This is a genomic window from Pantoea dispersa (genome assembly GCF_019890955.1).
GTDB lineage: Bacteria > Pseudomonadota > Gammaproteobacteria > Enterobacterales > Enterobacteriaceae > Pantoea > Pantoea dispersa.
In genome coordinates this window covers 3,913,622-3,926,452 of sequence record NZ_CP082346.1, presented here as the reverse complement: position 1 = coordinate 3,926,452, position 12,831 = coordinate 3,913,622, and the positions used below count along the sequence as shown (strand labels likewise).

The following is a 12,831-nucleotide window of genomic DNA, read 5'->3' as shown; positions in this document are numbered from 1 at the left end:
GATCTAGAGCGTAAACACGGTGCGGCAGCGGCTGTCATCCTGCTGCCACGCCTGCTCTACCTCACTCAGCGGACGCTGCTGAAAAGCGATGGAGAAGTCACTTTCAGCGGCGGCGTTCAGCATCTCACCAATACAGGCGATCAGTTCGCTGTCAGATACGCTGCCCAGTCCGCTGCCCATCAGCGTCAGCCCGGATGAGCGCAGCAGTTTACTGTGCAGTGCGATCTCCTGCCCGCTGAGCGACCCAATCTGCACGAAGCGCACCGTTTTCTCACCGCCGGCCACGGCCGCATGCATGATGTCGAGCGCACTCTGGCCCCACAGATAATCCAGCACCACATCAATGCCCTGCTGCATCAGCGCTGGCAGCGCGCCGGGCAGTTCATCCAGCGTCAGGATGATATCCGCGCCCTGCGTGCGCAGCTGCTCCAGCACCGCGCGGTTACGGCCGGTGGCGATGATTTTCCCGGCACCGAGGTGACGCGCAATACGCACCGCCAGCCCGCCGGAGGTGCCGGTTGCGCCGTTGATCAGCACGGTTTCACCCGCCTGAAACTGCGCGCGACGCGTCAGTGCGGCCCACGAGGACATGCCGGGATTGGCGATTGCCGCAGCCAGCAGCGGATCAAGCGTCGGCGGCAGCGCAACCACCGCTGCAGCCGGCACCCGGGTCTGCTGCGCCATACTGCCCCACGGTGCGCTAAAGGCGAGAAAATAGACCGGATCGCCGTTGCTCAGCGTGCCGGTGCCATCAATACCGGCGATAAACGGATAGTGGCTACCGGCGCTGTAATGGGCGCCGGCGGCCCGCGCTTTCGCCAGCTGGCTGATGGCGGCGGCCTTCACCGTCACCACCACATGCTGTTCATCGGCCTGCGGTGGCGGGAAATCGCCCCATACCGGTTTCTCACCTGCGGCACTGACAATGGCTGCTTTCATGTTTCACCTTCAGTTCATCGGATAATATGTGTAATATGCACACATTAGGCCTGCTCTGGGATGACGTCAATGAAAAGTGTGCAAAATACACATAATAATGCCAGCTTCGATGATTTGCACAATGCGCTGCTGATGATCGTCGGCACCTTTAATCGTCCGCAACGTGATGAATTACTGATAAAAGAGTCCGGTATCCAGCTGGATCGCGCCCTGTTTCCGTTGCTGATCCAGATTGGCCGCTTTGGTCCCCTCGGCGTGGTCGAGCTGGCCGATCGCGCCGGGCGCGATTACACCACCGTCAGCCGCCAGGTGGCGAAGCTGGAAGAGCTGGGGCTGGCGCAGCGGCAGAAAAATGCCAGAGACAAGCGGGTCAATGAGGCGGTGATCACGGCAGCGGGAAAAGCGATGACGGACAAAATCGACGCGGCGCGCACCCAGATCTATCAGCAGCTGTTCGCTGACTGGCCAATTGAAGAGCGCGCTGAGTTAACGCGCCTGTTACAGCGCTTCGTCGGCGATTTTATGGCGGTGGATCGACAGCCGCAGCTGGATTAAGCGTGGCTGTAGCGCTCGGTTTCCGGCAGCCAGCGCTCGATCAGCGCCTGAGCCTGTTCAGGATAATGCTGGTGGATATGGCGCGCCACGCGCTGAACTTCCGGAATCATGCTTTGATCGCGCAGTAAATCGGCAACTTTAAACTCGGCGTTGCCGGTCTGGCGCGTGCCGAGCAATTCACCCGGACCGCGAATTTCCAGATCGTGCTGGGCGATGACAAAACCGTCGTTACTGTCGCGCAGCACCTGCAGGCGTTTCTGCGCGGTTTTACTCAGCGGCGCTTTGTACAGCAGCACGCAGTGTGAGGCGACGGCACCGCGGCCAACGCGTCCGCGCAGCTGATGCAGCTGCGCCAGACCAAGTCGTTCCGGGTTTTCGATGATCATCAGGCTGGCGTTGGGCACATCCACGCCAACCTCAATCACCGTGGTGGCCACCAGCAGCTGGATTTCGTTGGCCTTGAATGCCGCCATTACCGCCTGTTTCTCCGCTGGCTTCATACGCCCGTGTACCAGACCAACCTGCAGGTCCGGCAGCGCCACTTTCAGCTCCTGCCAGGTGGCTTCCGCCGCCTGCGCTTCCAGCACGTCGGATTCATCGATCAGCGTACACACCCAATAGGCCTGACGGCCCTCGTGGCAGGCGCTTTGCACCCGGGTGATGATGTCGCTGCGGCGGGTATCGGGAATTGCCACCGTGGTCACCGGCGTACGGCCCGGCGGCAGCTCGTCAATGGTTGAGGTATCGAGATCGGCGTAGGCCGTCATCGCCAGGGTGCGCGGAATCGGGGTGGCGGTCATGATCAGCTGATGCGGATGGAAACCCTGCTCTTCGCCTTTTTCCCACAGCGCCAGCCGCTGATGCACGCCGAAACGGTGCTGCTCATCAATGATCACCAGCGCCATACCGTTGAATTTCACCTGTTCCTGGAACAGCGCGTGCGTGCCCACCACCATCGCCACCTGACCGCTGGCAATCGCCTCCTGTTGCGCTTCGCGCGCTTTCCCTTTCTGCTTTCCTGCCAGCCAGCCAACTTCCACGCCAAGCGGCGCAAACCACTGGCGGAAATTACTGGCGTGCTGTTCTGCCAGCAGTTCGGTCGGCGCCATCAGCGCTACCTGCTTGCCGTGGGCGATCACATTCAGCGCCGCCAGCGCAGCCACCAGCGTTTTACCGGAGCCGACATCACCCTGCACCAGGCGCATCATCGGGAAGTCGTGCGCCAGATCGCGCTCAATCTCTGCAACCACGCGCCGCTGCGCCGCGGTGGGGGAGAATGGCAGCGCGGCCAGCAGTTTATCCACCAGTTCGTGGCGTGCCGGCATGGGCAGGGCGTGATGGCGCTGCGCGCCGGCGCGTACCGCCAGCATGCTGAGATTGTGCGCCAGCAGCTCTTCGAGGATCAGACGCTTCTGCGCCGGATGACGGCCGGTTTCCAGCTCGCTCAGGCGCAGGTCCGGCGGCGGCCGGTGCAGGGTGCGCAGCGCCTCCGGCAGGCTGATCAGACCGCCGCTCAATTCCGGCGGCAGCAGCTCGGCAATCGGGCAGCTCTCCAGCAGCGTCAGTGCCTGATCGGTGAGATTGCGCAGCGTGGCCTGGCGAATACCTTCGGTGGTGGGATAGACCGGCGTCAGGGTTTCCTGCAGCTCAACGCCACCCAGCTCGCCCTGGACGCGATACTCCGGATGAATGATTTCGGCGCCGCGCTGACCGCGTTTGATCTCGCCATAAGCGGTGACGCGACGGCCCGGAGCCAGGCTGTTTTTCATGCCGGCGTTGAAATTGAAGAAGCGCATGGTCAGCACGCCGCTGCCGTCGCTGATCTGGCATACCAGCATGCGGCGGCGGCCAAAGGTGATTTCGCTGTGCAGCACTTCACCTTCCACTGTCGCCCAGATGCCGGGCAGCAGATCGTTAATTTTGTACAGCTGGGTGCGGTCTTCGTAGCGCAGCGGCAGATGCAGCAGCAGATCCTGAATAGTAAACAGGCCGAGTTTCGCCAGCTTACCCGCCTGGCTGGCGCCGACGCCGGTCAGGGTACTGAGCGGAATGGCATCCAGCAGACGGCCTTTCATTTTTTACCCGTCGCTTGCATGGTGGCCCACCAGGCGGCATCGGCTTCGACTTCGCCCTGCGCGTTGATGTGCGGATAGGGCAGGCCTTTCTGCTTCGCTACGCGCGCCAGCACCGGATAACCGCCCTCAAACAGCAGGCGCTGCTGCTCATCCTCGTCCAGCAGGCTATGCTGGCGGCGATACATGCCGGCGTTTTGCCGCTGGCGCTGGGCTTCATACAGAATCAGCGCGGAGGCCACGGAGACATTCAGCGACTGCACCATACCGACCATCGGAATGATGATATCGCGGTCGGCCAGCGCCAGCGCTTCAGCGGTGATGCCGGTTTTCTCCTGGCCCATCAAAATACAGGTCGGTTTGGTGTAATCAATCTCGCGGAAATCGACCGCTTTGTCTGACAGATGGGTCGCCAGCACCTGCATGCCGCGATCTTTCAGATGGCGCACCGCATCAGCAATGTGGCGATGGGTTTTCACCTTCACCCAACTGTTACTGCCCGCCGACGCGGACACCATGGTGCGCATACGCACGCTGGGCCATACCGCGTGCACTTCGTGGATGCCGACGGCGTCGGCGGTGCGGATCACCGCAGAGACATTGTGCGGCTTATGCACCTGCTCCATGCAGACGGTGAGATCGTGCTGGCGCATGGCCAGCATCTCCTGGATACGAGCAAAACGTTGAGCGTTCATGCACTAATTACGGTTACGGTGAACTTTAATCACGTCCGGCATCACGCGGATTTTACGCATGATATTGGCCAGATGGACGCGATCGTTCGCGGTGAGGCGGATGAAGGCGCTGTAAACGCGACCGTCACGCTCTTCGGTATTGAGGCTTTGAATATTCGAACCTGCGGTATTGATTGCCGCGGTCAGGTTGGCCAGCGCGCCCTGGTGATTAAACATATCCACCTTAATCTCGGCGACAAACTCCTGATCGGTCACTTTATCCCATTCAACCGGCATGAATTTTTCCGGTTCTTTCTGGTAGCCGCGAATGTTACGGCAGGATTCGTGATGCACCACCAGCCCTTTACCAGGGCTGATGTGCGCGACAATCGGGTCGCCAGGGATTGGACGGCAGCACTTGGCGAAGGTAATCAGCACGCCATCAGCGCCCTTGATCGGCAGCTTTTTACTGCGCTTGCTGCTGCCAGATGACGGTTCGCTACCGGATTGCAGCAGGTTCTTCGCCACCACCACGCTCATGGCATTGCCGAGGCCAATCTCCGCCAGCAGATCGTCGATGCTGGAGAGCTTCATACGCTCCAGCTCCTGCTGAATATTCTCCGCCGGAATCTCGGCCAGCTTTTTGCTGCCGCCGAGCGCGTGGCTCAGCAGACGACGGCCGAGGTTAACGGAATCTTCGCGCTTGAGGTTTTTCAGCAGCTGGCGAATTTTGGCACGCGCTTTTGAGCTCACCACAAAGTTGAGCCACGCGGCATTTGGCCGGGCGCCAGGTGCGGTAATGATTTCAATCGTCTGGCCGCTGGTCAGCGCCTGCGACAGCGGATACGGCTGGCGATCGACGCGCGCACCGACGCAGGCGTGGCCGATATCGGTGTGCACCGCATAGGCGAAATCCACCGGCGTGGCGCCAGCGGGCAGTTCGACGATGCGGCCTTCCGGCGTAAACACGTAGATCTCATCCGGGAACAGATCGGATTTTACGCTTTCGATGAATTCAAACGAGCTGCCAGCGCTCTGCTGCAGCTCCAGCAGGCTTTGCAGCCAGCGCTGGGCGCGAATCTGCGCGGTGGTACCGCTTTCGCCAGCTTCTTTATAAGCCCAGTGGGCCGCCACCCCCATCTCCGCCATCTGATCCATATCTTCGGTACGGATTTGCACCTCAACCGGCACGCCGTGCGGGCCGATCATCGAAGTGTGCAGTGACTGATAGCCGTTGGCTTTGGGAATGGCGATGTAATCTTTCACGCGTCCGGGACGCGGTTTGTACAGGCTGTGCATCTGACCAAGCACGCGATAGCAGGTATCGAGGTCTTTCACGATGACGCGAAAGGCATAAATATCCATGATCGAGTGAAATCGCTGCTCTTTCAGGTGCATTTTGCGGTAGATCGAATAGAGATGCTTTTCACGTCCGCTGACGCGGCAGGGAATGCCGGCTTCCTGCAGACGCCCGTCGATTTCCGACAGGATCTTCTGAATCATCTCTTTACGGTTACCGCGCGCCGCTTTCACCACCTCTTTAATCACGCGGAAACGGTTTGGATAGAGCGCTTCAAAGCCGAGCTCTTCCAGTTCCGTTTTCAGGTGATGAATACCGAGGCGGTGCGCCAGAGGACTGTAAATCTCCAGCGTTTCCAGCGCGATGCGCCGTTTTTTATCCGGACGCAGCGCGCCCAGCGTGCGCATGTTGTGCGTGCGGTCAGCCAGTTTGATCAGGATGACGCGAATGTCCTGCACCATCGCCATGATCATTTTGCGGAAGTTTTCAGCCTGCGCTTCTTTCTTGTCGCGGAATTTCAGCTTATCGAGCTTGGAAACGCCTTCCACCAGCTCGGCCACGCTTTTTCCGAACAGCTGTTCCATGTCCTGATAGGTGGCGGGCGTATCCTCAATCACATCATGCAGCAGCGCCGCCATCAGCGTTTCGTGGTCGAGCTTCATCTCGGCCAGAATGCAGGCAACCGCAACGGGATGGGTGATATAGGGTTCGCCGCTGGAGCGTGTCTGGCCCTCGTGGGCATCACGTGCGACAAGGTAAGCTTGCTTGAGGCGCTTGATTTGCTCCTCAGGCAAGTATTTTTCAATCAGCTGATTGAGGCTTTCAAACAGATACAAGGTTGACCTGCAGAGTGCTGTTAACGACGACCTTCAGCGATAGCGGTAACGGCTTGTAACTCAGCGGCTTCCTGCTCTTGCTGTTCCTGACGATCACGGACATCCAGAATCTGGTTGGTGATCAGGCCTTCTTCGATTTCGCGCAGGGCGATAACGGTGGCTTTATCGTTCTCTTCCGGAACCAGCGGATCTTTGCCGCCTACCTGCATCTGACGTGCACGACGTGCAGCGACCAACACCAGGTCAAAACGGTTACCAACTTTCTCTACTGCGTCCTGAACGGTTACGCGTGCCATAGGTGTGCTACTCCACAGATGATGAAGAAATGACTGGGCATAATACTGAAAGTGACTTCAGACTGCCAATAGTTTGCTGATTAAAGCATCATGTCGCGCTTTCTGGCGACCCATACGCAGACGTTCTGCGCGAATAATGGTTTTCAGATCCGACAGCGCCAGATCGAAATCATCATTAACAATCAAATAATCGTATTCGGCATAGTGGCTCATTTCTGCCACTGCCTGCGCCATGCGGCGGGCAATCACCTCTTCGCTGTCCTGACCGCGGCCGCGCAGGCGGCGATCCAGCTCTTCGGTGGACGGCGGCAGAACAAAGATGCTGCGGGCGGCCGGCATTCTCTGGCGAATCTGCTGCGCGCCCTGCCAGTCAATGTCGAGAAACACGTCAACGCCGGTCGCCAGCACCTGCTCAATCGCCGCGCGTGAGGTGCCGTAATAATTGCCAAACACTTCCGCATGCTCAAGGAAAGCATCCTCGGCGATCATGCGTTCGAATTCAGGCTTTGAGACGAAAAAGTAGTGTTCACCATGCGCTTCGCCGGGGCGCACGCCGCGGGTGGTATGAGAAACAGACACCTGCGTATCGTACAGCGGTTGTGTCTTTAACAGCGCCTGAATCAGGCTGGATTTACCTGCGCCGCTGGGGGCGGAAACTATATAGAGCGTGCCTTGAGCCATGGTTATCTTGAATTGAGTAAAGAGCGGAGTCGATTTCCTGCACAGTATACACGGCTTAAGCGCAGCACGCAGCGTTTGCCGCCCGCACGCGGCAATTCTTTTTCTGTGCGCGCCCTCCAGCGGCAGCGCAACTTTCTGCAATTCGCACAAAAACCCGTCAGCCTCGCTCCACAATCGGCTTTTTAACGCTGGTGTCACTCGCTGCGGCACGCTGCAATCAGCAAAAAAGGAGGTGACGATGAAAGGATGGAGATGGCTGGGTGCGATGTTGCTGGCGGGATGTGCGAATGGGATGGCGGTCTGTCCCAACTGGTCACCGGTGCGCGCTGAACAGGAGATGGGCGTGCTGCACAACCAGCTGCGCCACTGGGATGATGCCTACTACCGTCAGGGGCAAAGCCCGGTAAGCGATGCCGACTACGACAGCCTGCAGCAGCGCTTACAGCAGTGGCAGCGCTGCTTCACGCCGGCGTTGCCCGGCTATGCGGCACAGCTCAGCACCGACGGCAGCACGCTGCACCCGGTGGCGCATACTGGCGTGCGCAAGCTGCGCGACAAGCTGGCGGTGGCCTACTGGATGCAGGATAAACCGGCACTGTGGGTGCAGCCGAAAGTCGATGGCGTGGCGGTGACGCTGGTGTATCGCCACGGCGAACTGGCTGGCCTGATCAGCCGGGGCGACGGACTGCGCGGTGAACAGTGGCTGGCGAAAGCACCGCACATTGCGGCGATCCCGCAGCATATCGCGACCGACCGTGCGGAAGTGGTGTTGCAGGGTGAACTGTTCCTGACGATGACCGATCACCAGCAGGCGCGCGATGGCGGTCAGAATGCGCGCGCCCAGGTGGCGGGCGCCATGATGCGGCGCGAAGCCAGTCCGCTGCTGTCGCGCATTGGCGTGTTTATCTGGGCATGGCCGGATGGGCCGCCGATGATGCAGGCGCGGCTGGCGCAGCTTACGAAGTGGGGCTTCGCCCTGACGCAGCAGTGGAGTCGCCAGGTCAGCAATGAAGAGGAGGTCGCAGCCTGGCGTGAGCGCTGGTATCGCCAGCCGCTGCCTTTTGTCACCGATGGTGTGGTGATTCATCAGTCACCGCAGCGCGTCGGGCGCGACTGGCAGCCCGGGCAGGGCAGCTGGTCGGCCGCGTGGAAATATCAGCCTGCCGAAGTCAGCAGCGAGGTGCTGTCGGTGGATTTCAACGTCGGACGCACCGGCAAAATTGCCGTGGTGCTGAACCTGCAGCCGGTGCAGCTGGAGGATAAAACCGTCCGGCGGGTCAATCTGGGCTCGTTGCGTCGCTGGAAGCAGTGGGATGTGATCGCCGGCGATCAGGTCACGCTGTCGCTGGCCGGGCTGGGTATTCCGCGGCTGGAACGGGTGATCTGGCGCGTGGCGCAGCGCGACTATCCCCAGCCGCCACAGGACGACGTATTCAATCCGCTGAGCTGCCTGCACTTCAGCACAGGGTGTCGCGCGCAGTTTCTGTCGCGCCTCAGCTGGCTGAGTCATAAGTCGGTGCTGGATATTGCTGGCATGCAGCGCAGTAGCTGGCAGCGCCTGCTGGACGGTGGCAGCATCAGCCACCTGTTCTCCTGGCTGACGCTCACGCCAGAGCAGATTGCGCAGGCGCAGGGCATCTCGACCGTACGCGCCCGGCAGATCTGGCATCGCTTTAACCTGACGCGCCAGCAGCCGCTGCGCCGCTGGATCAGCGCGCTGGGCTTACCGCTGCCGCGCACGGCGCTCCAGGCGTTGCCCGATACGCAGTGGTCGCAGCTGCTGGCGCGTTCAGCCGACAGCTGGCAGCAGCTGCCGGGTATCGGCAACGCCCTGGCACAGCGGCTGGTGACGATGCTGCAGGATGCGCGCCTGCAGTCGCTGATTCACTTTCTGCAGCAGCAGAATATCCCGGCGCAGCCGTCAGTGCTCGGGGTGGGGGTAGTTGAAAATCGGCAGACCGAGGCGGAAGCGCAGCGCCAGCAGGCGGGCGAAGAAGCCGAACAGTAGCGTGATGATCACCACCACTTCATGTGCCAGCGGCGTTTTCAGCAGCAGGATATACATCCAGCCGGAGGCAAAAGCGATACCGGCGTACAGCTCTTTCTGGAACACCAGCGGAATGCGGTTGCAGAACATATCGCGCAGCACGCCGCCAAAAACGCCGGTGATGACTGCGGCGATGGCGGCGATGATCGCCGCATGGCCGGAATCCAGCGCAACCTGTGCGCCGATAATCGAGAACACCACCAGACCGAGCGCATCCAGCACCAGAAACACTTTACGCAGATGATTCATCAGCGGCGCGACAAAGGTGGTGACCACGGCCGCCGCCGCGACGATCATGATGTATTCCGGGTGTTTCACCCAGCCGAGCGGATAGTGGCCCAGCAGAATATCGCGCACCGAGCCGCCGCCAATCGCCGTGACTGACGCAATAATAATGACGCCGAACAGATCCATTTTGCGTCGGCCTGCCGCCAGCGCACCGGTCATTGCTTCGGCGGTAATACCAATGATGTACAGGACGGTTAATAACATAGAGCACTCCAGTAAACTGGCGGCAAGGCTAAAGATTTCCCAGAGTGTAGACCACTGAGATTTTCTAAAAAAATGTTTTCGGATTAGCCATCTTAATGGCGAGCCTGCTAATGAGCTTGTTACAGAGGAAGCGCGGTTATCGGCCGGTGTTTTCGCATCAATAAAAATGATGCGAGACGGCGGATCGGCCCTGATTTAAGTTTCGCCGATGATGTGTCGTACCTGATTAATGCCTGCTCATTCAGGCTCATCATTTACGGGCGCGACGTGCAGCAACTCTGGACAGGCATGAAAAAACACAGCGAAGACATCCTCTATTACTCCTCCGATAAGCTGGCGGCACTCGGGCTGGAAAGCCTGCTGACGGCATTACCGGTAGGCTGCCGGGTGCATGAGCTCTGGTCGCTCAGTACCGTCATCTCGCAGTGTGAAAAGCTGCGACCCCGCTTGCTGGTGTTTATCTTTCACGAGAATATGCCGCTGAGTGGCACCTTCAAAGTGCTGTATGCGCTGCAGCAGCAGTTTCCGGCTATGCAGGTGCTGGTACTGACGCGACGCCTGTTGCCGATGATGCACGCTCTCAGTCGTTATCTGCCCGGACTCAGCGTCCTCGATTTAAAGTCCTCACACACCGCGCTGTGTCGTTGCCTGCTGGCCTGTATCGCTGGCGGGATACCGCAGTTGCAGGAGGGGGCTGACATTCTGCTACCGGACCGGCAGCTGCGGGTGCTGCTGATGATGGCGTGGGGCTACAACACGGAGCAGATTGGTAACCGGCTCGGTATCAGCCATAAAACGGTGAATGCACACAAGCTGAATGCGCTAACCCGCCTGCAGGTGAAAAGCAAAAACGACATGGCCGATCTGTTTATGGTGATTGATGAGCTGCGCATGCTGGTGGGATGGCTGCGCCTGCACCGCAATGGCAAGCTGAGCGAGCTGGCTTATCATTCGCTGGAAGAGTTACTGGAAGCATAAAAAGAAAAAAGCGTGCTGGTAACCAGCACGCGAACGCATCTTGCAGATGCCCAGAGCCCACCATACAGACTTGTTGTTATTATCCGTTTCTTGCTCGCACTGCGGCGAAAGTTTTCAGGCTAAAACGGTACTCCGGCTGGAACCAGGGACGTCCGTAGTAGCAGTAGATCAGCATTCTGATGGAAACCATCGCCAGGTAACCCCAGATGGCGCACAGCACTGACGGCGTCAGCCACACGGTAAACAGCGTGACCGCCAGCCCTGCCAGCACGGAAGACGTTTCCGTAAAGGCAATGCGCGTAAATTGTTTTTCCCGTTGCAGGATGGCGCGATAGTGCTGCCCCTGCGGAATAATAATAAAGATGACGGAAATCATCTCCAGCATAATTGCCAGTTCCGGCTGTCCCATTACTCGGCTGTAAATGTCACTGCCGATAAACAGCGCGGCAAAAATAAATAGACCGCTTAATACATTACCCCAGTAAAGCGTCGAGAGTTCGCTGTTATTTAAACTTTGATAGCGAATAAGTGCGTTACCGAAGCCGCGATCGGCTAGTGTATCAATCACTAATAAGATCACTACGGCAATCGCGAGCAAATTGAGCTCATTTGCCTGCAGGATTTGCGCCAGCAGTGAAAGCTGTAATACCCCAATGCCAACGATTTTTATTGATGACAACACTGACCATTTGGCGCTGGCCAGATTTCTTTCGCGTATCGCCATACTCTGCTCATTATGGTACATGTACCAGTGCAATTAAGGGTTCACCCGGGCGGCGGCCCAGAGTACAGATCACATCAATGCAGCGCTTCCTGTCGCAGTCCTGAGATACCTTTCAGTGCCGGCCACGTCGCGATGCTGTTAATTAAGTGATGCTCTGATGATAAAATGATGCCCCTGGCGCGTAATTGTTGTGGCGTCTGCGCGGTATCTCCTCCGGTCAGGAGGAAATCCGCGAGATCGTTATAAAATCCTTTTGCATTATTATATTTCCCGGCCAGTATCCGTCTGGCAATCTCAACAAATTCTTTTTCAGATAACAAAGGATAGGTTGAGCGATCCATGTTATGTCCCTGCTGTTTTTATTATTAAGTACTGCTGTGTGTGAACGAGTTATACCTTGTTTTATTTAAATTAACACCATAAGAAAACTCCTATAAATCGACTGCAGGAATAAATGGTTTCAGAATATGGATGTGAATATATAAGTTCTGGTCTTTACAATTTATTAGTCCTTTTCCACCTTTTATGGCGCTGCAAAGTTGAACAAGTCAGCGCACAGGAAAAAACAGAGTTAAATCAGAAGCACTCAGCTCTCGCCAGTCCGGCACGTCCAGGAATTTTCCCGGTTACGACGCTTTAGCCAGACTGGTGAATGGTGCGAAAATGCGCTTTGCGCGCGGTGAAACAGTTAAACACCGCTGCGCGAAAAAAATGCCGCTTTTTAGCGATTGCGTCCAGCGGAGGATAAAGGGTGGCTGGTGGGATAATGCATTGATTCTAATGGGTTAACAGATGAAGGAGGCGCTCAAGATCGCGTTTTACCCAGGCAACATCCCCGGCGAACTTCTCGTCAGACATCAGCGGCTGGCGATAAACCACCATGACGACTTCGGCACCCTGCTCGTTGGCAATGACCCGCATCGGCATATAAATCTCTTTACCGCTGCCGGTGTCAATCCAGTGATCCATCACGCCAAACGGGTTATAGGGAGTGAAACGAATCTTCACTGTGCCTTCCGGGCCTTTCGCTTTCCAGTACTGGCCTTCCTGCGTCAGCGTGCTGCTGCTCAGGCCGCTGGCCCACTTCGCAAAACATTCGGGTTTCCAGATGGTTTCGTACAGATCTAACCAGTTACGGGGAATGGTGAGCGTCACTGTCTGAGATGGCAGCATGGAGCCTCCGCGGGGCAGGTAAACGACAAATTAAACCTGAAACATTGCCTGTCACCTTAACTGA

Annotated in this window: 13 protein-coding genes; 3 read left to right on the top strand and 10 right to left on the bottom strand. The window is 58.0% G+C overall.

What is annotated here, in order from left to right; all coding sequences use genetic code 11:
- Window positions 1-3: 3 nt before the first annotated feature.
- Window positions 4-939: a quinone oxidoreductase family protein gene (locus tag K7H94_RS18320; protein WP_215800506.1), complete on the bottom strand. Its 936-nt coding sequence runs from the start codon at window positions 937-939 to the stop codon at window positions 4-6.
- Between the two features lie 69 nt (window positions 940-1,008).
- Here K7H94_RS18320 and K7H94_RS18315 point away from each other — a divergent pair, with 69 nt between their 5' ends.
- Complete coding sequence (locus K7H94_RS18315) at window positions 1,009-1,494, top strand: MarR family winged helix-turn-helix transcriptional regulator (RefSeq protein WP_222951446.1); 486 nt, start codon at window positions 1,009-1,011, stop codon at window positions 1,492-1,494.
- On the opposite strand, the gene recG is transcribed toward K7H94_RS18315, so the two are convergent.
- From recG to gmk, 5 genes are read right to left on the bottom strand one after another with little or no spacing between them, the layout of a single operon-like run.
- Window positions 1,491-3,569 carry an ATP-dependent DNA helicase RecG gene (gene recG / locus K7H94_RS18310; RefSeq protein WP_059011671.1) on the bottom strand — a complete coding sequence of 693 codons (2,079 nt, stop codon included), beginning with the start codon at window positions 3,567-3,569 and terminating at the stop codon, window positions 1,491-1,493. The two genes, K7H94_RS18315 and recG, sit on opposite strands and share 4 nt — an antisense overlap.
- The gene (gene trmH / locus K7H94_RS18305; protein WP_058759437.1) at window positions 3,566-4,261 is read right to left on the bottom strand and encodes a tRNA (guanosine(18)-2'-O)-methyltransferase TrmH; all 696 of its coding nucleotides are present in this window, start codon (window positions 4,259-4,261) and stop codon (window positions 3,566-3,568) included. The genes recG and trmH overlap by 4 nt, the downstream gene beginning before the upstream one ends.
- A gap of 3 nt (window positions 4,262-4,264) precedes the next feature.
- On the bottom strand, window positions 4,265-6,376 hold the full coding sequence (gene spoT / locus K7H94_RS18300; RefSeq protein WP_222951445.1) for a bifunctional GTP diphosphokinase/guanosine-3',5'-bis pyrophosphate 3'-pyrophosphohydrolase: 2,112 nt from the start codon (window positions 6,374-6,376) through the stop codon (window positions 4,265-4,267).
- Between the two features lie 20 nt (window positions 6,377-6,396).
- Window positions 6,397-6,672, bottom strand: a complete 276-nt coding sequence (gene rpoZ / locus K7H94_RS18295; protein ID WP_021314198.1) for a DNA-directed RNA polymerase subunit omega — start codon at window positions 6,670-6,672, stop codon at window positions 6,397-6,399.
- 57 nt (window positions 6,673-6,729) lie between these two features.
- A complete protein-coding gene (gene gmk / locus K7H94_RS18290) occupies window positions 6,730-7,353 on the bottom strand; it encodes a guanylate kinase (RefSeq protein WP_021507104.1) in 624 nt (207 codons plus the stop codon).
- Window positions 7,354-7,591: 238 nt separating this feature from the next.
- On the opposite strand from gmk, the gene ligB reads away from it, so the two are divergent.
- Complete coding sequence (gene ligB, locus K7H94_RS18285; protein ID WP_222951444.1) at window positions 7,592-9,361, top strand: NAD-dependent DNA ligase LigB; 1,770 nt, start codon at window positions 7,592-7,594, stop codon at window positions 9,359-9,361.
- Here the strand turns inward: ligB and K7H94_RS18280 are convergent.
- Entirely contained in the window at window positions 9,275-9,892 is a 618-nt protein-coding gene (locus tag K7H94_RS18280) for a trimeric intracellular cation channel family protein (protein ID WP_031279636.1), read from the bottom strand. The two genes, ligB and K7H94_RS18280, sit on opposite strands and share 87 nt — an antisense overlap.
- Window positions 9,893-10,180: 288 nt before the next feature.
- On the opposite strand from K7H94_RS18280, the gene K7H94_RS18275 reads away from it, so the two are divergent.
- Complete coding sequence (locus K7H94_RS18275) at window positions 10,181-10,870, top strand: response regulator transcription factor (RefSeq protein WP_058759435.1); 690 nt, start codon at window positions 10,181-10,183, stop codon at window positions 10,868-10,870.
- 79 nt (window positions 10,871-10,949) lie between these two features.
- On the opposite strand, the gene K7H94_RS18270 is transcribed toward K7H94_RS18275, so the two are convergent.
- From K7H94_RS18270 to K7H94_RS18260, 3 genes are all read right to left on the bottom strand, one after another.
- Window positions 10,950-11,594: an oligosaccharide flippase family protein gene (locus K7H94_RS18270; RefSeq protein WP_222951443.1), complete on the bottom strand. Its 645-nt coding sequence runs from the start codon at window positions 11,592-11,594 to the stop codon at window positions 10,950-10,952.
- Between the two features lie 74 nt (window positions 11,595-11,668).
- A complete protein-coding gene (locus K7H94_RS18265; protein WP_222951442.1) occupies window positions 11,669-11,935 on the bottom strand; it encodes a hypothetical protein in 267 nt (88 codons plus the stop codon).
- 436 nt (window positions 11,936-12,371) lie between these two features.
- Window positions 12,372-12,767, bottom strand: coding sequence for a hypothetical protein (locus tag K7H94_RS18260; RefSeq protein ID WP_021507099.1), 396 nt, complete (start codon window positions 12,765-12,767; stop codon window positions 12,372-12,374).
- Window positions 12,768-12,831: the final 64 nt, after the last annotated feature.